At 73.1% G+C, this 21,378-nt stretch carries 19 protein-coding genes; 7 read left to right on the top strand and 12 right to left on the bottom strand.

Features of this window, described 5'->3' with window-relative positions:
• The first annotated feature begins 129 nt into the window (after positions 1 to 129).
• Together HD595_RS04880 and HD595_RS04875 are read left to right on the top strand one after the other, a co-directional pair.
• On the top strand, positions 130 to 492 hold the full coding sequence (locus HD595_RS04880) for a phosphomannose isomerase type II C-terminal cupin domain (protein WP_253765989.1): 363 nt from the start codon (positions 130 to 132) through the stop codon (positions 490 to 492).
• Positions 493 to 1,752: 1,260 nt separating this feature from the next.
• A complete protein-coding gene (locus HD595_RS04875) occupies positions 1,753 to 2,436 on the top strand; it encodes an HNH endonuclease family protein (RefSeq protein WP_253765987.1) in 684 nt (227 codons plus the stop codon).
• Between the two features lie 79 nt (positions 2,437 to 2,515).
• Here HD595_RS04875 and HD595_RS04870 read toward each other — a convergent pair whose 3' ends face one another.
• The 4 genes from HD595_RS04870 to HD595_RS04855 form a co-directional block, all read right to left on the bottom strand.
• Positions 2,516 to 2,896 (bottom strand): PepSY domain-containing protein, encoded by a 381-nt coding sequence (locus tag HD595_RS04870; protein WP_253765985.1) that lies wholly within the window; start codon positions 2,894 to 2,896, stop codon positions 2,516 to 2,518.
• Positions 2,897 to 3,009: 113 nt separating this feature from the next.
• On the bottom strand, positions 3,010 to 3,255 hold the full coding sequence (locus HD595_RS04865; protein WP_253765983.1) for a hypothetical protein: 246 nt from the start codon (positions 3,253 to 3,255) through the stop codon (positions 3,010 to 3,012).
• 53 nt (positions 3,256 to 3,308) lie between these two features.
• Entirely contained in the window at positions 3,309 to 4,547 is a 1,239-nt protein-coding gene (locus tag HD595_RS04860) for a sensor histidine kinase (RefSeq protein WP_253765981.1), read from the bottom strand.
• Positions 4,544 to 5,221, bottom strand: a complete 678-nt coding sequence (locus tag HD595_RS04855; protein WP_253765980.1) for a response regulator transcription factor — start codon at positions 5,219 to 5,221, stop codon at positions 4,544 to 4,546. Before HD595_RS04855 ends, HD595_RS04860 begins: the two co-directional genes overlap by 4 nt.
• A gap of 92 nt (positions 5,222 to 5,313) precedes the next feature.
• On the opposite strand from HD595_RS04855, the gene HD595_RS04850 reads away from it, so the two are divergent.
• Positions 5,314 to 5,778: a hypothetical protein gene (locus HD595_RS04850; protein WP_253765978.1), complete on the top strand. Its 465-nt coding sequence runs from the start codon at positions 5,314 to 5,316 to the stop codon at positions 5,776 to 5,778.
• An 88-nt stretch (positions 5,779 to 5,866) separates the two neighbouring features.
• On the opposite strand, the gene HD595_RS04845 is transcribed toward HD595_RS04850, so the two are convergent.
• The 8 genes from HD595_RS04845 to aceB form a co-directional block, all read right to left on the bottom strand.
• Complete coding sequence (locus HD595_RS04845) at positions 5,867 to 6,892, bottom strand: M23 family metallopeptidase (RefSeq protein ID WP_253765976.1); 1,026 nt, start codon at positions 6,890 to 6,892, stop codon at positions 5,867 to 5,869.
• Between the two features lie 188 nt (positions 6,893 to 7,080).
• Complete coding sequence (locus tag HD595_RS04840) at positions 7,081 to 9,006, bottom strand: hypothetical protein (RefSeq protein WP_253765974.1); 1,926 nt, start codon at positions 9,004 to 9,006, stop codon at positions 7,081 to 7,083.
• Positions 9,007 to 9,107: 101 nt separating this feature from the next.
• The gene (locus HD595_RS04835) at positions 9,108 to 9,320 is read right to left on the bottom strand and encodes a DUF2277 domain-containing protein (protein ID WP_175599772.1); all 213 of its coding nucleotides are present in this window, start codon (positions 9,318 to 9,320) and stop codon (positions 9,108 to 9,110) included.
• Positions 9,321 to 9,349: 29 nt separating this feature from the next.
• Positions 9,350 to 10,102 (bottom strand): IclR family transcriptional regulator, encoded by a 753-nt coding sequence (locus tag HD595_RS46605; RefSeq protein WP_253765972.1) that lies wholly within the window; start codon positions 10,100 to 10,102, stop codon positions 9,350 to 9,352.
• 34 nt (positions 10,103 to 10,136) lie between these two features.
• Positions 10,137 to 11,339: a (Fe-S)-binding protein gene (locus tag HD595_RS04825; RefSeq protein WP_253765970.1), complete on the bottom strand. Its 1,203-nt coding sequence runs from the start codon at positions 11,337 to 11,339 to the stop codon at positions 10,137 to 10,139.
• 1 nt (position 11,340) lies between these two features.
• The gene (locus HD595_RS04820) at positions 11,341 to 12,516 is read right to left on the bottom strand and encodes an FAD-binding oxidoreductase (protein ID WP_253765968.1); all 1,176 of its coding nucleotides are present in this window, start codon (positions 12,514 to 12,516) and stop codon (positions 11,341 to 11,343) included.
• Positions 12,516 to 13,976: an FAD-linked oxidase C-terminal domain-containing protein gene (locus tag HD595_RS04815; RefSeq protein ID WP_253765967.1), complete on the bottom strand. Its 1,461-nt coding sequence runs from the start codon at positions 13,974 to 13,976 to the stop codon at positions 12,516 to 12,518. The genes HD595_RS04820 and HD595_RS04815 overlap by 1 nt, the downstream gene beginning before the upstream one ends.
• A 10-nt stretch (positions 13,977 to 13,986) precedes the next feature.
• A complete protein-coding gene (gene aceB, locus HD595_RS04810) occupies positions 13,987 to 15,564 on the bottom strand; it encodes a malate synthase A (protein ID WP_253765966.1) in 1,578 nt (525 codons plus the stop codon).
• A gap of 155 nt (positions 15,565 to 15,719) precedes the next feature.
• On the opposite strand from aceB, the gene HD595_RS04805 reads away from it, so the two are divergent.
• The 4 genes from HD595_RS04805 (at position 15,720) to HD595_RS04790 (ending at position 20,443) form a co-directional block, all read left to right on the top strand.
• Positions 15,720 to 16,418 carry a DUF4097 family beta strand repeat-containing protein gene (locus HD595_RS04805; RefSeq protein WP_253765965.1) on the top strand — a complete coding sequence of 233 codons (699 nt, stop codon included), beginning with the start codon at positions 15,720 to 15,722 and terminating at the stop codon, positions 16,416 to 16,418.
• A gap of 93 nt (positions 16,419 to 16,511) precedes the next feature.
• Positions 16,512 to 17,936, top strand: coding sequence for a GTPase HflX (gene hflX / locus HD595_RS04800; RefSeq protein WP_420540686.1), 1,425 nt, complete (start codon positions 16,512 to 16,514; stop codon positions 17,934 to 17,936).
• Between the two features lie 407 nt (positions 17,937 to 18,343).
• Entirely contained in the window at positions 18,344 to 19,552 is a 1,209-nt protein-coding gene (gene hutI / locus HD595_RS04795) for an imidazolonepropionase (RefSeq protein ID WP_175594966.1), read from the top strand.
• A gap of 75 nt (positions 19,553 to 19,627) precedes the next feature.
• A complete protein-coding gene (locus HD595_RS04790; protein ID WP_253765964.1) occupies positions 19,628 to 20,443 on the top strand; it encodes a DegV family protein in 816 nt (271 codons plus the stop codon).
• Positions 20,444 to 21,378: the final 935 nt, after the last annotated feature.

The following is a 21,378-nucleotide window of genomic DNA, read 5'->3' as shown; positions in this document are numbered from 1 at the left end:
ATGACGGTGGCGGATCACCTGATAACTTGCGCTGCGGATCGGAGAGGACCCGGACGCGCCCCGGGCCCGCTCCGGCGCCGTACACCTCGCGCGGGCGCGCCTGCCCGCGCGGCACACGTGGAGGGGACGATGCAGGACATCGACAGGCTGGCCGCGGTCATCCGGGACGAGCGGCCCTGGGGCGGCTTCGAGCGGTTCACGCTCAACGAGCCGTCCACCGTGAAGATCATCGAGGTCCTGCCCGGAGAGCGGCTCAGCCTCCAGCGGCACGAGCACCGCGACGAGCTGTGGGTGGCGCTCGACCCGGGGTGCGTGTTCGAGGTCGACGGGCAGCGCGTCGAGCCCGAGGTGGGCGAGCGCATCCTGATCCGGCGCGGGCAGACCCACCGGCTGAGCTCCTCCGGCCCGGCCACGCGCATCCTGGAGATCGCGTTCGGCCACTTCGACGAGGACGACATCGAGCGGCTCGAGGACTCCTACGGGCGTTCCTGACGCCCTCGCGGCGGCCGGCCCCGGCCGGCGGCCCCTGGTCGTCACGTGATCAGGGGCCGGCTGCGTAATAAGAACCCGGAGGGCGCGGGGTAGACCGGCCACGTCTCGGCGTCACAGGTGCGGGCGTCGCCGGTCACGCCCTGGTCGGCGAACTCGCCGAACGCTGGATCGGTGAACTCGCCGGACCCGGCTGGGCCGACCTCACCGTGGTCGACCCGGGCTAGCCGCACGTAGCCTGCGTCTCCGGCCCGCACGCCGGTGGCTGCGGCTCGTACGCCTGCGTCTCCGGCCTGCACGACCGCGGCCCCGGCCCGCCCACCTGCGGCCTGGTCTTCCCGGCCGTGCCGTCCGAGGTGACCGAGAGCGCCTGCGCGGACGGCTGACGCGGGCTGAGCATCGACCGGCTGAACATCGGGGGACGCCCCTGCTCCGACCGGCTCGGCCGGGTAGAGATCGTCCCCCCGTACATACGTGGCCGGGTCGGGGCGCGGGGTGCCCAGGCCGATCTGGTCGCCGCCGGGCAGCGCGCGAGATTGTGGCCGCCGGTCGGTCTCGGACGGGCTCTGGCCGTGGCCGGGCCGCTCCGGAGCGCGCGACGGCGGGCGCTGGGCGGGCTCTGCGCGTCCGGCGACGAGGTCGCGGTGGCGCTGGCGGGTCGTCAGGTGCGGGCATGTCGCGCGGCTGAGCGCGGAACGTGGTTCCCGCCGGGCCCGAGGATCGGGCGGCTGGTCACCCTGGCCCACCGGTACGCGAGGTCGAGCCCGCCTGCCGTACCAGGACGGCTCGGGCGAGGGACGGCGGCGCGGTCGCTCATCCGGCGACGACGTCAGGACTAACCCGTCGCGTGACACCAGGAGCGTGGCCGGTGGGCGGTGTGGGGGACGGGATCGGCAGGCGTGTCCGAGGCCGTGGCCGAGCTGCTCGTGGCGGGAGACTCCCCGGTCGGCCCGCACGAGTGTGAGTTCGATCGCGTCGATGAGGTCCGGCCCGCCGAGAAGCGTGACCTGGGGAACCTCGCCGACGTGTACGACGCCCTCCACCTTCCCCAGGGTATGGACGCTCCCCGGCCTGCGCGAGCCGCCCCCTTCCCGTCGTGTCGGCGCTCGATCGCGACGCTTTACCCGGGTCGCGGCGCGTCACCGCCGCGTACGCCGCGTATCTCGTGAAATGGCTGTTCAGCGGCATGGCGGGATACTTGGTCGAATAGGGGTAATTTCTCTACCTAGGCTTTACTCAATTCTGAAGTCTGGGGGAGTGGACGTGCGGGTTCGGGCAGGGCTGGCTGGATTAGCGGCGGTGGTGGCGCTCGCCGGGTGCGGGGGCCTGGAGGCCCGGACGGGGGCGGACACCGGCACCTCGTCCTCCTCCTCCAAGTCCGGCAAGATCGACGTCGGGGAGGCGCGGAAGAAGCTGGGGACTCTGGAGGTCAAGGGCCGGGCCCCGCGGACCGGCTTCGAGCGGGACAAGTTCGGGCCCGCGTGGGCGGACGTCGACCGCAACGGTTGCGACACGCGCAACGACATCCTCAAGCGCGACCTGCGCGACGAGAAGTTCAAGGCCGGCACGCACGACTGCATCGTGCTCAGCGGCGTCCTGGACGACCCCTACAGCGGGAAGACGATCCAGTTCAAGCGCGGCCAGGACACCAGCACGGACGTGCAGATCGACCACCTGGTGCCGCTCTCCGACGCCTGGCAGAAGGGCGCCCAGCAGTGGACGGCCACCAAGCGCAAGGAGTTCGCGAACGACCCGCTCAACCTGCTCGCGGTCGACGGCCCGCTGAACGGCCAGAAGAGCGACTCCGACGCCGCCACCTGGCTGCCGCCGCGCAAGGCGTACCGGTGCGCCTACATCGCCCGGCAGATCGAGGTGAAGGCGAAGTACGGCGTGTGGGTCACGAGCGGGGAGAAGGACGCCATGCAGGGCATCCTGTCCTCCTGCTGAGCCGCGCTCCCACCCGGGACCTGTCACGTGGCCGGGGCTCCGGCGCGCGCAGGCGCGGCGCCGGAGCGGGGGCGACCCGTCAGTTGCCGTCGTCGTGGTCGTCGTCCCGGTCGTCCCGGCCGTCGTTGTCGTCCTGGTGGTCGTCGTCGACCTTGTTGGACAGGACCTTGCCTGTGGTGGCGTCGATGTCCAGGTCGCTGCGCGTGTCGCCCTTGACGACGTCGACGTCCCAGACGTCCTTGCCGTCGTTCTCCCGGTCGAGCGACAGGTGCGCGACCCAGCCGCCCGGCACCTCCTTCTCCGCGATCTTGAGCGCTTGCTCGGCGAGCACCTTGGGCGCCGCGGCGGGGGCCGCGACGGAGACGGCCCGGTCGCGGGCCCCGTCCTCGGAGGTGGCGGCCGCCGCCAGCGCGTAGCTCCCGCCCGCGACGGACAGGACGACACCGGTACCGACGATCATGAATCTCTTCGTGAGCTGCATGTTCCCAGGTAAGCGTGGCGAGCGGTAAGCCGGCGCTAAGCCGTGGTTAGGGAGTTTTTAGCGCCGTACGCGGTTGGACCCCGGAGGAGCTCTCAGGCCGTCTCCTCCCCGGCGTCCGCCGGGGCGCGCAGGTCGGCCAGGTCCACGATCTCCTGGAGCTGGTCGAGCTGGTAGTAGCCCGCGCCGAGGGCGTGGCCGTGCCGGGTGACCCGGTACCAGACCTCGCCCGGCCGGGCCGCGGGCTCGATCATGCGCGCGAACAGCCAGAGGACCGTGTCCACGCGCAGCTCGACGGGCTCCACCCGGAGCCCGTCCGGTCCGACCAGGTACGGCGTCATCTCCCCGGTCTACCGCGCGAGCACCCTGCGCGGCCAGCAGGACACCGCCGGCCTCAACCGCCGCCCAGGACCACCTCGACCACCGCGCCGCCGTCCGGGCCGCGCGAGACCCCGAGGGAGCCGCCCGACGACTCCGCCGTACGGCGGGCGATGTCGAGCCCGAGCCCGGTCGAGCCGCCGCCGCTGTCGCCCCGCCTGAGCAGCGCCGGATCGAACCCCGGCCCCTGGTCGGCCACGACCAGCGCCACCCCTTCCGGGCGCGGCCCGAGCCGCACGACGAGGGCCGAGCCCTCGGGCGTGTGCGCGAAGACGTTGCCCAGCAGCGCGTCCACGCACGCCGCGAGGTCCTGCGCGCCCACCGCCACCGGCAGGGCCGTCCCGGGCACGGACACCTCGACCTCGCGCCCCTGGTCCTCGGCCAGCACCGACCAGAACCGCACCCGCTCCCGCACCACCGCCGCCGCGTCGCACGTCTCCCGCCCGGCCGAGCGGCGGCGCGCGCCGGTGATGACCGCGCTCACCGCCCGCTCCAGCGCGTCCACGCGCGCCCCCAGCCGGGCCGCCTCCTCGGGGTCGCGCAGCGACTCGGCGTCCAGCCGCAGAGCGGTCAACGGCGTGCGCAGCCGGTGCGACAGGTCCGCCACCGACTCGCGCTCGGCCGTGAGCAGGTCGCCGATCCGCCCGGCCAGGTGGTTGAGCGCGAGCGCCACCGACCGCACCTCCGGCGGCCCGCCGGGCTCGGCCCGCGCCTCCAGGTCGCCGCCCGCCAGCCGGTGCGAGACCCGGGCCAGCCCGTCCACCGGCCGCGTCACCGCGAGCGCGAGCCGATCGGCCAGCAGGATGCCGAGCACCACCAGCGCCAGGCCGAGGCCCGCCAGCGCGCCCCACGCCTCGCGCACCCCGCGGGTCAGCTCGTCCTCGCTCACGAACACCCGGGTCACGACCGTGCCCTGCGGCGACTGGGCCGCGGCCAGCACCTCCCTGCCGCCCGGCGCCTCGGCCGTCACGCTGCGGCCGGTCGCCGCGAGGCGTACCGCGTCGGAGCGCGGGGCGGGGGCGCCCAGGGTGCGTCCGTCCGGCAGGAAGACCGTGACCGGGAGCTCCACGCGCTCCACCGCCAGCGGCAGGTCGCCGGTGCCGGCCGCGACGCCGACCGACGCCGCCGCGCCCGTGGCCCGGCTCATCGCGCCGTTCTCGGCCACGGCGCGGATGAGCAGCGCCATCGGCACCAGCAGCGCGATGAGCACCACCGACGTGGTGGCCGCCACCAGCAGCGCGAGCCAGCGCCTCACGACGGATCGACCAGCTTCACCCCGACCCCGCGCACCGTGTGCAGGTAGCGGGGCTCGGCGGCGGTCTCGCCGAGCTTCCTGCGCAGCCACGACAGGTGGACGTCCACGGTCTTGTCGGCGCCGCCGTACGGGAGCTGCCACACCTCCGTCAGGAGCTGCCGCTTGGTCACCACCTCGCCCGGCCGGGCGGCGAGGTAGTGCAGCACCTCGAACTCGCGCGGCGTCAGGTCCAGCGGCGCGCCGTCGAGCGTGGCCGCGCGCCCCCTCGGGTCCACGCTGAGGCCGCCGACGCGCAGCGCGGCGGGCGCGGGCTCGCCGGCGCGCCGCAGCACGGCCCGGACGCGCGCGTCGAGCTGCGCCGCGCTGAACGGTTTGACCACGTAGTCGTCGGCGCCCGCGTCGAGCACCGGCACCATCTCGGAGTCGCCGTCGCGGGCGGTGGCCACGATCACCGGCACCCGGCTCACCGCGCGCAGCATGCGCAGCAGCTCCACGCCGTCGAGGTCGGGCAGCCCGAGGTCGAGGACCACCAGGTCGGGCCGGTCCTCGACGGCCAGCCGCAGCCCCTCGAACGCGGTGGGGGAGGAGGAGACGGCGTGGCCCAGGTCGCGCAGCCCGCGGCTGAGCGCGGTCCGGATCGCCCCGTCGTCCTCGATGAGCAGGATGTCAGCCATATGAGGAAACCGTAGACGGTGCCGGCGGGTGGCCCGGCTCTCTTATCCTCGCGTTAACGGCGGCTTAGCCACGGAGGGGGGAAGCTGGGGCGGTGAAGAGGTACGTCGTGGCGTGGGCCGCCACCGCGGCCGCCGCGACCGGTGCCGCCGTGGCGGTGCTCGGCCTGCTGGGCGGCTCGCTGACGGCCGGTTCCGGGCGGGTGCTCGACCGGGACGACGTACGCGCCGCGCTGGCCTCCGCGACCGCGCGCCCCCGCCCCGCGGCCACACCCGCGCCCCCGACCGGCACACCCGCGCCCTCACCGGCGGGCACCGCCGCTCCGGCGGCGGGCGGCCGGCTCCTCCAGACGGCCGGCGGCACGGTCATCGCCTCCTGCGAGGGCGACCGGGTACGGCTGCGCTCCTGGAGCCCCGCCCAGGGCTACTCCGTGGACGGCGTCGAGCCCGGTCCCGCGCTCCGCGCCAAGGTCGAGTTCGAGCCGGAGGAGGGCGAGGAGGTCGAGGTGACGATCGCCTGCTCCGGCGGCCGGCCCGTGAGCCTCCCGAAGCAGAGGTGACCGCGGCCCGCCGTCTCGTGGGGTGAGACGACGGGCCGCGGTCACCTGGGATCGGCCGCCCGCCCCAGGCGCGGGCGGCCGCCGGAGGTCAGTCGCAGTGCTCGAAGGGGCTGGTGTAGGTGGCCGTTCCGGCCTTGCCGCCCCACTTGACGCACTTGCCGGACGCGGTGGCCTTCACCGGGCCCGCGTAGTAGGTGAAGCTGCCGCTGTCGGTGGCGCGGGTCTTGCCCTGGACCTCCAGGAAGGCGCTGGTGGCGGTCTTCGTGCCGAGCGACGTCTTCTTGAGCGTGGCGACGCAGTTCTGGCCGTTGGCGCTGTTGTAGGTCAGGTACACGGTGCCGGCCGTGCCGAGCGCCTGCTGGTCGATGACCTTGAAGCCGCTGCCGCACACGGACGCCGGGGTCTCCGGGTTGCCCGGGGTGCCACCGCCGCCGCCGCAGTTCTTGGAGGTCAGCGTCTGGGTCGGGTAGCCGAAGGTCGAGCCGTTGAAGACGGCCTTCTGGATGTTGGACGGGTAGCTGCTGCCCTTGCGGATCTCGAAGTGCAGGTGCGGGCTGATGTTGTTGCCCGGCTTGCTGGTCTTGCCGACCGTGCCGATCTTCTGGCCCTGCGAGACCTTGGCGCCCGCGGAGACGACGCGCGAGTTCAGGTGCGCGTAGAAGGACGTGTAGCCGCCACCGTGGTCGATCTTGACGAGGTTGCCGTAGCCGTTGGTCGAGCCCTGGTGGGCCGAGATGACCACGGTGCCCGCCGCCGCGGCCACGACGGTGTCGCCGAGGTCGGCGTCCGCGGTGCTGCCCCGGTTCCAGTCGATCTCGTACGACCGGTGGGCGCTGCTGTTGCTGGAGTTGCCGGTCCACGACTGGCCGCACGGGAAGGGAAGCTGGAACTTCGGCGCCGCCAGGGTGGCCGCGAAGGGGACGTTCACCTCGTCCGCCGGGTCGCCGCCCTCGCCCTCGTCCTCCGCGGGGGGCGTCGCCGTCGCGCTGGTGCTGGGGGTGGGCGTGGTCGTCGCCGTCGGCGCGTAGACCGTGCTGGCCGACGCGGCGGCCTGGCCCGATGCAAGGCCGATCAACAGGGCGAAGCCCAACGTGAGCATCCCTTTGGATCTCATGCGAATTCCTTCCACGGGCGCCGGGGAGGAGTCCCGCGCGGCGCCCGAGCTGTGTTGGCTCTGTGAAACGCGCTTGCTGGGGATCAAGATTGCGGATCACCCGCACAGAGAACGTCCAGAAATTCGCACAAGATCGACCGAATCGCCCTTGACCAGCGGGAACGGCGGGGAAAAATCCGGTCCAGGGGTCAGGACCCCGCGCCGAGCGCCGCCTTCGTCAGCTCCGCCTGCCGCCTGATCTGGCCCAGCACGATCGGGTTGACGCCCTTCTCCTCGAACACCGTCACCATCCGGTCCATCACGGCGTGGGCCCGGCCGAGGTCGCCCTGCCGGGCCTCGGCCCTGGCCAGCCGCCGCATCACCATGTTGAGCGTGATGTTGTCGATGAGCCCGCCCGAGGCGGCCTCGCGGGCCACGGCCGAGAGCTGCTCGACGCCCTGCTCGGGGTCGGGGGGCCGGACCCGCAGCCGCTTGCCGGCCGTGATCGCCTTGAACTCCCGCTCGGCGTTGAGCCCCTTGACCATCCGGGCGTACACCGTGAGGGGGTGCGCGCCGTACCGGTCGATCAGCTCGTCCAGCGCCTCGTTGCCGGCGCGCAGCTCCGGCGAGTCGGAGCCGAGCAGCGAGAACAGCTTGCCCTGCTCCTCGCCGAGCATCAGCTCGGCGACCCGGTGGTCGTCGGCGCCGGCTGGGTAGCGCACCCGCACCAGGCACGGGTCGGAGACGATGCGCGAGCCGTCGGCGGCGATGTACTGGCCGCGCACGAGGTACTCGCCGGGCTGCTGGAAGTAGTGGCCGTCGCGGCCGTGCCCCACGTACGCGCTGCGGTACACGGCCGGGTTGCCCGGGTCGAGCCGCACCTCGGCGGAGTGGTCCACGCAGTGGCGCATCATCGGCCGGTACAGGACGGTGCGGCCGCCCGGCCGGGTGATGGCGATCTGCGTGAACTCGGTGTCGGGGTGCAGGTGGCTGTGGGTGACGCGGGGCTCGCCGGTGCACGACAGCTTCAGCTCCACCACGACCGGCTCGCCGAAGCCGAACCACTCCTTGGCCCGCACCTCCAGCCGCAGTCCCGACAGGTCCTCGACCGGCCGCTCGAACGGCGCGATCTCGGCCGCGCCGGTGCCGAAGGCGTTGGCGCCCATCGCGACGTCGCGGTAGAAGCCGTGCCGCAGGTGCAGCAGCTCGGCGTCGGTGAACTGGAACGGGAACGCCGCCCAGTAGCCCGGCTCGCCGCCGAGGCGGTAGTTCTGCACGTAGTTCATCCACGACAGGTCGCCGAAGCCGCCGTCGGGGCCGAGCGGCTGCGGCGGGACGGCCAGGTTCTTCTGCCAGGAGTGCAGCAGGTTGAAGGCGTGCCCGAGCTCGTGGACGTACGTACGCAGCTGCGCCCGCTGGGCCTGGGGCGTGTCGCCCTTGATCGCGTCGTAGAACACCGCCGAGCCCTGCCGCTGGTGGGCGTCGTTGTAGTCGAACATGATGCCGCGGTAGCCGCCCACGTGCCGGCTGGCCACCAGCAGCCACACCCGCCAGGCCGGCGCGTCGGCGAACAGGCCGAACTGCTGCGTCATCGCGTGGTGCAGCTCGGCGTCGTCCCAGGCCAGGTCGGCGCCGGAGCCGTCGGCCGGGATGACGCCCGGCTCGGCCACGGTCAGCCCGATCCCGGCCTCGGCGTAGGCGGCGGCCACGCTCAGCTCGCGGGGCGGGCACCCGGAGGGAGCGGGCAGGGCGGAGGTCGCGTAGGAGGCGAACGGCACCGTGCCGACGACCGAGTCGACCTCCAGCAGCACCTGCCGGAAGTGCGGGAAGGCGAACGCCACCGGGTAGACGCGCCCGGCGACCTCGGCGGTGCCGGAGCCGCCGGTCAGCGTGACGGTGACGTCCTCGGCGGGCGTGTCGAAGCTGAACGCGCCCCGGCCCGCGATGCGCGCCTGGTCGCCCTCGGCCCGGACCGTGGGGGAGTGGACCACGAACGAGCCGGCGTAGGTGGTGGTCGAGCCGGCCACGGAGAACAGGTCGCCGCTGACCCGGCCGGTGGGCCGCGCCCCGTCCACGTCGACCCGGAGCTCCAGTCGCGATCCGCCGTCCTCACCCTGATACAGCCCGCTGATCATGGCAGCTCCCTGGCGACCGATGGGGTACACCGGGGAGACTTCTCCCGGCGGGGGCCGCTGTCAACGACCCGCGCGGTCAGGGGCCCGTGCCGCGGAGGGGCTCAGCGGGAGCCGCGGACCTTCAGCGCCCCCAGCAGCTCCTCAGAGGCCCGGGTGATCTCCTCGACCGCCCGCTCGAACGCCTCCGCGTTGTGCGGGGCGGGCGAGCGGAAACCGGAGATCTTGCGCACGTACTGCAGCGCCGCCGCCCGCACGTCGTCCTCGGTGACGTCCTCGGCGTACGGCGGGCGCAGCGTCTTGATACTTCGGCACATGCCCCAACCGTAGCCACCGACTGTGACAGTCAGCGCTCGCCGGTCATCGGCGCGAGCTCCGCGCCGAACGCCCGCGCGATCCCCCGCAGGCCCTCGGCCAGCTCCTCCCGGTCCACCGCGTCGATCCGCTCGGCCGGCCCGGACACCGACATGGCGGCCACCACCCGCTCGCCGTCGCTCACGGGCACGGCCAGGCAGTGCACGCCCAGCTCCTCCTCGCCCAGGTCCATGGCGTAGCCGAGCGCCCGGACCCGGTCCAGCTCGGCCAGCATGGCCCCGGCCTCGGTGATCGTGTTGGGGGTGCGGCGCGGCATGCCGGTGCGCTCCAGCAGCGTCACCGCGTCGTCGGCGGCGCGGTCGGCGAGCAGCACCTTGCCCACGGCCGTGCTGTGCGGCAGCACCCGCCGGCCCACCTCGGCGAACATCCGCAGCCGCCGCGGCGAGGGCACCTGCGCCACGTACACGACGAAGTCGCCCTCCATGACGGCGAGGTTGGCCGTCTCGCCCGACAGCTCCACCATCCGCGCGAGGTAGGGCCGCGCCCACGCGCCGACCATGCCCTCGGCCACCCCGCCGAGCCGCATGAGCCCCGCCCCGAGCGCGTAGCGCCGGTCGGACTCCTGGCGCACGTAGCCCCGGGCGAGCAGCGTGCGCAGCAGCCGGTGGATCGTCCCGTACGGCAGGCCGGTCTTGGCGGCGATCTCCGACAGGCCGGCCGCGCCGCCGTGCTCGGCCAGGCTCTCCAGCACGTCCAGCGCCCGCTCGATCGACTGCACGCTCACGCGCCCGTACCCCCGTCTCCCGCGCCGGATCCCGTCACAGCGGCACCCCGCGCAGCGAGGCGTCCAGCACCTCGGCGGTGTGCGCCACCCTGATCGCCGCCCCGGCCCGGCGCATGGCCGCGGCGATCTGCATCGTGCAGCCGGGGTTGGCCGACACCAGCAGCTCGGCGCCGGTCGAGGCCACCCCCTTGGCCTTGCGGTCGCCGAGGTCGCGGGCGGCCTCGGGCTGGAAGATGTTGTACGTGCCGGCCGAGCCGCAGCAGATGGCCGCCTCGGGCACCTCGCGCAGCTCCAGCTCCGGGATGCCGGCCAGCAGGGCGCGCGGCTGGGCGCGTACGCCCTGGGCGTGGGCCAGGTGGCAGGCGTCGTGGTAGGCCGCGACGAGCGGCAGCGGGTGCCGCGTCGCCACCGGTCCGAGCTCGGCCAGGAACTCCGAAAGGTCGCGCACCCGGAAGGCGGGCTCCGCGCCCAGCAGCTCGCCGTACTCCTTCATCGACGAGCCGCAGCCCGCGGCGTTGACCACCACGGTGTCCACCCCTGCCCGCTCGAACACGCGGACCGTGCGGCGGGCCAGCCGCCTGGCCTGCTCCGCGCGCCCGGAGTGGACGCTGAGCGCGCCGCAGCAGCCCTGGCCCGGCGGGACGACCACGTCGCAGCCCTCCAGCGCCAGCACCCGGGCGGTGGCGGCGTTCACCTGCGGGAAGAACTCGCGTTGCACGCAACCCGTGAGCATGCCCACGACGGCGCGGCGCGGTCCCCTGGCGCGCACCAGCCGCGGCAGGCGCTGCCGCCGCTCGACGACGGGCGTGAGCGCGGCCATCGCGCCCAGGCTCGGATGCGCCCGCTCCAGGAACGGCGCCAGCCGCCGGGTCAGGCCGGTCAGCGGTCTGGACAGCCGCAGCCGGCGCGGGTAGGGGAACAGGCCGAAGACCAGCCCGCGCACGGCCCGCTCACGCGGCTCCCGCTCGCGGGCGCGCTCCACCTCGGCCCGTGTCTGCTCGATGAGCCGGTCGTAGCGCACCCCGGACGGGCAGGCGGTGACGCAGGCCATGCAGCCCAGGCAGGCGTCGAAGTGCCCGGCCATCTCCGGCGTCACCGGCGTGCCCTCGACGTGCTGCTTCATCAGGTGGATGCGGCCGCGCGGCGAGTCCATCTCCTCGCCCCACAGCACGTACGTGGGGCACGTGGGCAGGCAGAACCCGCAGTGGACGCAGTCGTCGATCAGCTCCGGGTCCATCTCAGATCCCTCCCGCGAAGCGTCCGGGCGACATCCGGCGCCCCGGGTCGAACTGCTGCTTGACCCGCCGCATCAGCGGCAGCGCGCCGACGGGTCCCCACCGGTCCACGCCCTCGTACGGCGCGGCCAGCACGATCACGGCGTGCGCCCGCTCCCGCAGCGCGGCCACGGCGGCGGCCAGCCGCTCCTCGCTGATCTCGCCCGCGGGGGACAGGCGCAGCCGGCCGGAGACGGGCGAGCCGCGCAGCCGCAGCGCGTGCGCGTCCGCCGCCGCCAGCACCCCGTCCAGCGCGGAGGGCACGAACCGGGCCTCCACCAGCACCTCCTCGTACGGTGGCGCGTCCCACCAGGCGGGCGGCTCGGGCGAGACCTCACCCGTGCCCACGGCGTCGCGCAGCACCCGTGCCCGCTCCTCGGCGGCCGTCCCCTCGACCAGCGCGGCCATCGTCGCCGGCGCGCCGGGACCGGGCCGGTCGAGCTCGACCGCGCTGGGCTCGGCCTGGGAGGCCGCCAGGGCCGCGGCCAGCTCGCGGGGCCGCGCGGCGTCCGCCACCACCAGCCAGCGCCGGGCGGGGGGCAGCGGGTGCAGCCGGAACGCGGCCTCGGCGATCACGCCCAGCGTGCCGTACGAGCCGGTGAACAGCTTGCCCAGGTCGTAGCCCGCGACGTTCTTGACCACCTTGCCGCCCGAGCGGGCCACGGTGCCGTCGGCCAGCACGACGGTGACGCCGATGAGCAGGTCGCGCGGCGCGCCGTACCGGAAGGCGCGCGGGCCGCACGCGGCGGTGGCGAGCGTGCCGCCCACGGTCGCCTCGGGCGGCGCGTCCAGCGCCAGCTCCTGCCCCTCGGCGGCGAGCGCGCCGGCGAGGGCGCCCATCGTCACCCCGGCCTGGACGCGTACCACCAGGTCGCCCGCGGCGTGCTCCAGCACCTCGTTCAGGCAGCACAGGTCGAGCAGCACGTCGCAGCGCTCCGGCGGCGCGCCCCAGTGCAGCTTCGTGCCGCCGCCCGCCGGCGTGAGCGCGAGGTCGCCCTCGGCGCAGGCCCGCAGCACGGCCGAGACCTCCTCGACCGTCTCCGGCAGCGCCACCCAGCGCGGGCTCACCCCGGCCACCGCGTCGTCGGCCACGGCGTCCCTGAGCGTCACGCCGGTCTTCTCCAGCAGCTCGCGCGGCATCAGAACTGCTCCGCCTTCCCCGACTCGACCAGCGGGTGGACGCCCTTGCGCACGCCCGGCACCTCGCCGCACAGCCGCGGCGTCGGGAACACCTTGCCCGGGTTGGACAGCCCCCTCGGGTCGAAGGCGCACCGGACGAGCTGCATGGTGTCCAGGTCGTCGCCGGTGAACATCTTCGGCATGTAGCGGGCCTTGTCCACCCCCACGCCGTGCTCGCCGGTGATCGAGCCGCCGTGCTCGACGCACAGGTCGAGGATCGCACCCGAGACCACCTCGGCCCGCTCGCCCGCGCCCGGCTCGGCGTCGTCGAACAGCACCAGCGGATGCAGGTTGCCGTCACCGGCGTGGAAGACGTTGGCCACCCGGATGCCGTGCTCGGCCGACAGCCGGTCGATGGCGGCCAGCACCCGCGGCAGCGAGGTGCGCGGCACCACGCCGTCCTGCACGATGTAGGCCGGGCTGATGCGCCCCACCGCCGCGAACGCCGACCTGCGGCCCTTCCACACGGCCGCCCGCTCGGCCGCGTCGGCCGCCACCCGCAGCTCGAACGCGCCCGAGCACAGCTCGCGCAGCCGGGCGAACTGCGCCTCCACCTCCGTCGCCGGGCCGTCGAGCTCCACGATCAGCACCGCGCCGGCGCCCGCCGGGTAGGAGCAGGCCACGGCCGCCTCGGCGGCCTCGATGGCCAGCGCGTCCATCATCTCGATCGCCGCCGGCACGATGCCCGCGCCGATGATCGCCGACACCGCCCGGCCACCCTCCTCGATGCTCCGGAACGCGGCCAGCACGGTCGTCACCGCCTCCGGCGCGCGGCTCAGCCGTACCGTGACCTTGGTGGCGATCCCCAGCGTGCCCTCGGAGCCGACGAACGCGCCGAGCAGGTCGTAGCCGGGGTCCATGCGGTCGAGCCGGACCAGGTCGCCGTCGGGGGTGACGATCTCGCACGCCTCGACGTGGTTGACGGTGAAGCCGTACTTCAGGCAGTGGGCGCCGCCGGAGTTCTCGGCCACGTTGCCGCCGATGGAGCACACCTGCTGGCTGGACGGGTCGGGCGCGTAGTAGTGGCCCCGGTCGCGCACGGCCTCGGTGACGGCGAGGTTCGTCACGCCCGGCTCCACCACGGCCCGCCGGTCGGGCAGGTCGATCTCCAGGATCCGGCGCATCTTCGAGGTGACGATGAGCACGCCGTCCTCGCGCGGCAGCGCGCCGCCCGACAGCCCGGTGCCGGAGCCCCGGGCCACGAACGGTACGCCGTGCTCGTTGCACAGCCGTACCACCCGCGCCACCTGCTCGGCCGTCTCGGGCAGCACCACGACGGCCGGGACGGCCCGGTGGTGGGTCAGGCCGTCGCACTCGTACGTGCGCAGCCGCACGGGATCGGTGATCACCGAGTCGCCGGGCAGGGCCGAGCGCAGGGCGGCCGTCAGGGGAGCGATCGAGGGGGGTGGGCTCGGGATCATACGGCTCCTTCTACGGCATGCGCGCGTACGCGGGAAGCGTGAGGAACTCGGCGAACTCGTCGTCCAGGGCGACCTCCTTGAACAGCGCCGTGGCCTGAGCGTACAACTCCTCGTCGTGCCCCGGCTCGGCGGCGATCCCCTCCAGTTCCTCGGCGATGATCCGCTCGACGAGCTCCTTGGTCACCCGCTCGCCGGTGTCGGCGAGCGCGATGTCGTTGTGGATCCACTGCCAGATCTGCGAGCGGGAGATCTCGGCGGTGGCGGCGTCCTCCATGAGGTTGTGGATGGCCACCGCGCCCATGCCGCCCATCCAGGCGGCCAGGTAGCGCAGCGCCACCTCCACGTTGTTGCGCAGGCCCTTCTCGGTGATCTCGCCGGGGGTCTTGGCCACGGACAGCAGGTCGGCCGCCGAGACGCTGACGTCCTCGCGCTTGCGGTCGAGCTGGTTGGGCCGGTCGCCGAGGACCGCGTCGAACACCTCGCGGCAGACCGGCACCAGGTCGGGGTGCGCCACCCACGAGCCGTCGAAGCCGTCGCCCGACTCGCGGGTCTTGTCCGCGCGGACCTTCTCCAGCGCCACCGCGTTGACCTCGGGGTCGCGCCGCGACGGGATGAACGCCGCCATGCCGCCGATCGCGTGCGCGCCCCGCTTGTGGCAGGTGCGCACCAGCAGCTCGGTGTAGGCGCGCATGAACGGCGCCGTCATCGTGACCGCGTTGCGCTCGGGCAGCAGGAACTCCCGGCCGCGGGTGCGGAACTTCTTGATGACGCTGAACAGGTAGTCCCAGCGGCCCGCGTTCAGCCCCGCCGAGTGCTCGCGCAGCTCGTAGAGGATCTCCTCCATCTCGAACGCAACAGGGTAGGTCTCGATGAGCACGGTCGCCCGGATCGTGCCCCGGGGGATGCCGAGCAGCTCCTGGGCGCGGACGAACACCTCGTTCCAGAGCCGCGCCTCCAGGTGCGACTCCATCTTCGGCAGGTAGAAGTACGGGCCCTTGCCCTTGTCGAGCTGGCGCTGCGCGCAGTGGAAGAAGTAGAGGCCGAAGTCGAACAGGGACGCCGACACGGGCCGGCCGTCCACCTTGGCGTGCTTCTCGTCCAGGTGCCAGCCGCGCGGGCGCACGACGATCGTCGCCAGCTCGTCGTCCGGACGCAGCGCGTACGTCTTGCCGCCCGACTCGAAGTCGATGGCGCGGTCGAGCGCGTCGCGCAGGTTGAGCTGGCCGCCGACGCAGTTGGCCCAGAGCGGGGAGTTGGCGTCCTCGAAGTCGGCCAGCCAGACCTTGGCGCCGGAGTTGAGCGCGTTGATGGTCATCTTGCGGTCGACCGGGCCGGTGATCTCGACCCTGCGGTCCTCCAGGCCGGGTGCGGGCGGGGCGACGCTCCACTCCTCCTCCCTGACCGTCCGCGTCTCGGGCAGGAAGTCGAGGGTGCCGCCGGCGGCCAGCTCCTCCTGCTTGGCCCGCCGGGCCTCGAGCAGCTCCAGGCGGCGGGGGCCGAACTCCTTCTGGAGCGCCGCCACGAAGCCGAGCGCCTCCGGCGTGAGGATCTCGTCGAACCGGTCGAGGATCGGGCCGTTGATCTCCATGTCGCTCCCTTTTCCGCATTGTGGAAATTCACTTCCGAGTTATGGAAGCGAAGCTACTTCACGCCCGTTCCAGGGTCAAAGGTGGGGGTACCCCGGGGCCGGTTCAGGGGGGATCCCCGATGCCGGAAGGCCCGTCGCGCGCGAGGATCCAGGACATGAAGACGATCGTGATCGCGGGCGGGCTGCTCGCCTCGACGGCGTTGCTGACCGGCTGCGGGCTCAAGAGCCTGGCCGGTCCCACCAACCAGGACACCGTCGACTACCAGGTCACCGACAAGGTCTCCCGGCTCCAGGTCAAGAGCGGGTCGGGCGACGTCGCGGTCACCGAGTACGACGGGACCGCCGTGCGCGTCACCGAGACCGTCCAGTGGCGTGAGAACAAGCCGAAGACCGAGCACAAGGTCGAGGGCGACACCCTGCTGCTCACCTACACCTGCGCGAGCGGCATCAAGGGCTGGGGCGACTGCGACGTCAACTACAAGGTCGAGGTCCCCAAGGGCCTCGCGGTGACCGTGAAGAACGGCTCCGGCGACATCACGCTGCGCTCGCTCACCGGGACGACCGAGGTCTCGACCGGCTCGGGCGACATCGACGGCACCGGCCTCGGCACCAAGTCCACCATCGCCGAGGCGGGCTCGGGCGGCGTCGAGCTCAAGTACGTGGCGGCGCCGGACAGCGTCCAGATCGACGCCGGGTCGGGCGACATCGGGCTGCGCGTCCCCGACGGCTCGTACGCGGTGACCACCAAGACCGGCTCGGGCGACGAGAACATCTCCGTCAAGGACGACGACTCCTCTCCGCGCAAGCTCACGCTGGAGGCCGGGTCGGGCGACATCACCGTCTCGCCCGCCTAGCCGCGTGTTGCCCCGATAACCAGGTGCTCGCAGCGCGGATGTCGTGTCACCATCGGGGAAGACACCACGGTGTCCAGACGTTGCCTATTAGAGATGACACGAATGCACGAATACTCCGCGCTCGAACCGTTCGAGACCGGCGAGATGGACCTTGAGGAGCGCCAGGCGCTGCGGCGCGTGGCCGGCCTGTCCACCGAGCTCCAGGATGTCTCCGAGGTCGAATACCGGCAGCTGCGGCTCGAGCGGGTCGTCCTCGTCGGCGTCTGGACCTCGGGCACGGCGGAGGACGCCGAGAACTCCCTGATGGAGCTGAAGCTCCTGGCCGAGACGGCCGGATCCGAGGTCCTGGAGGGCCTCATCCAGCGCCGTCAGAAGCCCGACCCCGCCACCTACATCGGCTCGGGCAAGGCGCTCGAACTGCGCGACATCGTCGAGTCGACCGGCGCCGACACCGTGATCTGCGACGGCGAGCTGACCCCCGGCCAGCTCCGCCAGCTCGAGGACACGGTCAAGGTGAAGGTCATCGACCGCACCGCGCTGATCCTCGACATCTTCGCCCAGCACGCCAAGAGCCGCGAGGGCAAGGCGCAGGTCGAGCTGGCCCAGTTGCAGTACCTCCTGCCGCGCCTGCGCGGCTGGGGCGGCAACCTGTCGCGCCAGGTCGGCGGTCGCGCCGCGGGCGGCGTCGGCATCGGTGGCCGCGGCCCCGGTGAGACGAAGATCGAGCTGGACCGCCGCCGCATCCGCGAGCGGATGTCCAAGCTGCGCCGCCAGATCAGCGGCATGTCCACCTCGCGCGAGACCATGCGCCAGCGGCGCGCCAAGCGCGAGGTCCCGGCGGTCGCCATCGCCGGCTACACCAACGCCGGCAAGTCCTCCCTGCTCAACCGCGTCACCGGCGCGGGCGTGCTGGTGGAGGACGCGCTGTTCGCCACGCTCGACCCGACCGTGCGCCGGGCGCGCACGCCGGAGGGCAGGCTGTTCACGATCGCCGACACCGTCGGCTTCGTGCGCCACCTGCCGCACCAGCTCGTCGAGGCGTTCCGCTCCACGCTGGAGGAGGTCGGCGACGCCGACCTGATCCTGCACGTGGTCGACGGCTCGCACCCCGACCCCGAGGGCCAGCTCGCGGCGGTCCGCGAGGTCATCGCCGACATCGAGGGCGCCTCCGGCCTGCCCGAGATCGTGGTGATCAACAAGGCCGACGCCGCCGACCCCGACGTGATCGACCGGATCTCCCGGCGCGAGCGCGACAGCATCGTGGTCTCCGCGCGCACCGGCGCCGGGATCGCCGAGCTGATGGAGCTCATCGAGGAGCGGCTGCCGCGGCTCGACCACGAGGTCACGCTGCTCGTGCCGTACGAGCGGGGCGACCTGATCTCGCGGGCCCACAAGGAGGGCGAGGTGCTCTCGGTGGACCACGTCGAGGACGGCACCGTGCTTCACGCGCGGGTGCTGGGCGGCCTGTTCCAGGAATTGGAGCGCGTGGGCAAACCGGTGGAACGCGTCTCTTCCTGATGCGATGGTTGGGCAGCTCTGTCGAAATAGTTCGCAGAGCTGCCCAAAAGCGACAGTGGCCGTGGAACCCTCGGATTGCTAGGATATGCCGAGCCTTACCACACTAACGTCGCGGGTTTCAGATGACGATTCTTGGTGCCTGCGGGGGTCTCAGGGAACGATCGGGGCGCGGTGACCACTGGGATGATTGGGCTTTCTTCCGAATAACCCTGTACACCGAGCCAGCCTGTGAAATAACGTAACTGAACTGAAATCGCCGGATCATGAGTCCGGCGATCCGGTCACCGCACAGCCAAGCGGATGAGAGCAGGAGACTCCCCCATGTCGTCCCTACCCGGAGCCGACTCAGTGGGCGCCGCCGCGCGTTCCGTGCGCTGGGTGACGTGCTCGTGCGGGGTGGTGATGCGGTGACCGTTCGGCTGCTGACCAACATCGGCCGCCTGTGGACCGGCAACGAGGTCCTCAGCAACGCGGCCATTCTCGTGCACAACGACCGGATCGCCTGGGTCGGACGGGCTCCCGACCTCCCGCAGAGCGTCCCCGGAGTCGTCGACGACATCGTCGACGTCGACCACGTCGAGAACCTCGGCGGCGCCCTGGTCACTCCCGGCCTCATCGACGCGCACACGCATCCCGTCTACGCCGGCAACCGCTACGCCGAGCTGGCGATCCGCACCAGCGGCTCCACCTCCTCCGCCATCACCGCCGCGGGCGGCGGCGTGGGCTCCACCGTCACCGTGACCCGCGGCACCGACCCGTGGACCCTGTGCAACGGCGTGCGCGAGCGCCTGCGCGGCTGGCTGCTCAGCGGCACCACGACCGTCGAGGCCAAGACCGGCTACCACCTCACCCGCGACGGCGAGCTCGCCGACGTGCGGCTCCTGCGCGAGCTGGAGAAGGAGCCGATGATGCCGCGGGTGCACGTCACGTTCCTCGCCGGGCACGTCGTGCCGCCCGAGTACTTCGGCCGCCAGCGCGAGTACGTCGAGGCCGTGGGCGCCTGGTGCGCCGACGCCGCCGCGGCGGGCGCCGACAGCGTCGACGTCTACTGCGACGAGGGCCACTTCACCACCGAGGAGTCCCGCTGGGTGCTCGCCTCGGGTCGCAACGTCGGCCTGCTGCCGCGCATCCACGCCGGCCTGTTCAGCCGCCGCGGCGCCGTGCAGCTCGCCGCCGAGCTGGGCTGCGCCTCCGCCGACGGCCTCCACCACATGTCCGACGAGGACATCGCGATCATGTCCCGGTACGGCGTGCCGGCCGTGGTCAGCCCCGCCACGGCGCTCCAGCGCGGCAAGCTCCCGCCGGTGCGCCAGATGATCAAGCACGGCGTGCAGATCGCGCTCGGCAGCGACCACAACCCCGGCTACTGCGGCATCACCTCGATGTCGCTGGTCATCGCGCTCGCGGTGTCGGCGTTCGGGATGAGCGTCAACGACGCCCTGCGCGCGGCCACGCTGGGCGGCGCCACGGTGCTCGGCGCGCCCGACCGCGGCGTCCTCGCCCCGGGCCGGCTGGCCGACATCGTCCAGTGGGACGCCGACCACGAAGGCGCCTTCGCCTGGTCCTTCGGCCTCAAGCCGCGGCGGGTGTGGCGAGGCGGCATCCCCGTCCAGTGACGCGCGAACGGCGCATCGTCCGACCGGCCTTTGACCGGCAGGGTTGAAATATCCCGAACTGGCTACTCTCCTGATATGCCGCCCTCGGTCGCCGTCGTCACGGACTCCACCGCCTACCTGCCCCCGACGCCGGGCGTCTCGGTCGTACCCGTACAGGTGGTGTCGGGCGGCACGTCGTGCGACGAGGGGGCGTTCACGGGAGACCTGCACGCGGCCACCACCTCGCGTCCCGCGCCCGCCCGCTTCGCCTCCTGCTACGCGGCCCTGGCCGCGGCCGGAGCCACCGAGATCGTGTCGATCCACCTGTCGGGGGAGCTGTCCGGCACGGCCGAGTCGGCCCGGATCGCCGCCAAGGAGGCGCCGCTGCCGGTGGAGGTGATCGACAGCGGCTCCATCGCCATGGGACTCGGCTTCCCGGTCCTGGCCGCGGCCGACGCCGCCGCCCGGGGGGAGGAGCTGGAGGGGGTGGTCCGGGCGGCGCTGGGGTGCGCGGCCCGTACCCGGACGTTCTTCTACGCCGACACGCTGGAGTCCCTGCGCCGCGGCGGCCGCGTCGGCACGGCGGCGTCGCTGTTCGGCTCGGCGCTCGCCATCAAGCCGCTGCTGCACTTCGTGGACGGGCGAGTGGTCCTGCTGGAGAAGGTCCGCACGGCCACGCGGGCCATCGCCCGCCTGGAGGACCTGGCGGTCGCGGCGGCCGGCCGGGGTCCGGCGCGGGTGGCGGTCCAGCACCTGGCGGGGTGGGACCGGGCCAGGGCCCTGGCGGAGCGCCTGCCGAAGCGGTTGCCCGAGGTGACGGACTTACAGCTCGTCGAGGTGGGGGCGGTGATCGGGGTGCACGTGGGACCCGGCATGCTCGGCCTGACGGTGTGCCCGGAAGCCGGCCCGTAGGCCGGCTTCCGGCCGGTTCTCCACAGCAACGCGCGACGCTCGGCCCCTCATCCCCAGAACCTCGTTCGCCCGATTCCGGGAGCGGGGTGGGGCCGTACGTTCTGGGACGTGCGTTCCCAGGACCTGATCGACGAGCGGACCGTGGCCGAGGCGCGGCTGCGCTCCCTCACGGCTCCTGCCCGCCGCCGCCCCCGCCCCATATCCGCCCTCCAGGACACTCCGGCTGCTCGGCCGCCCGCCCTCCCGCAGGACCACCCTCAACCCACTGCGCCGCTCGCCCCGTCGATCCGCGCCGGTGAACGCCGCCACCCGTACACGCACTCCACGAACCACGCAGCCGCCCACCACATCGCCGACGTACATCCCCAAGAGAGCGCCCCGAGCGCCGCCGGCCACCCCGCTGTTCACCCGACGCAGGCCGACTCCCGCACCCTCAACCCTCCTGACGACGCGCGCGCATGGGACGCCGCCAGACCGCACCGCCGCCCTCACCCCGCCCCGACACGACCCGCCCGCTCCACGGACTCGCGCTCTCTGACGGCTGCCTCCTGGGACCCCCACGCTGCTGACGACCACTCCACGGACGCCGACACCCATGTCCGGCACGCCTCGCACATCCCCGTAGGCGACGCCTACGCCCCAACCCCGCACGACCTTGCCCAGCGCCCCCAAAACACAGTGCGGCATGCCCTGAGCCCTCATGCTCTGAACTGGCATGCCCTCAGCCGGCACATCGGTGGCGTCACCGAGACGCCGGGCAGCGACGAGGTTGGGGGCAGTGAGAGGACGGCACCCGCCCCACCCCCATCCCGACCACCACTGCCCCCGACCTTGCCCCCTTCCTTCGAAGCCTTCCGAGCAGCCATCACGGCCAAGGCACCGGCCCTCGACCCCGGCCGCCCGGGCCTGCGCGTGCTCGTCCTCCTCGCGGCCCT

Source organism: Nonomuraea roseoviolacea subsp. carminata (assembly GCF_024172185.1).
Taxonomy (GTDB): Bacteria; Actinomycetota; Actinomycetes; order Streptosporangiales; family Streptosporangiaceae; genus Nonomuraea; species Nonomuraea roseoviolacea.
This window is presented reverse-complemented; position numbering and strand designations above follow the sequence as displayed.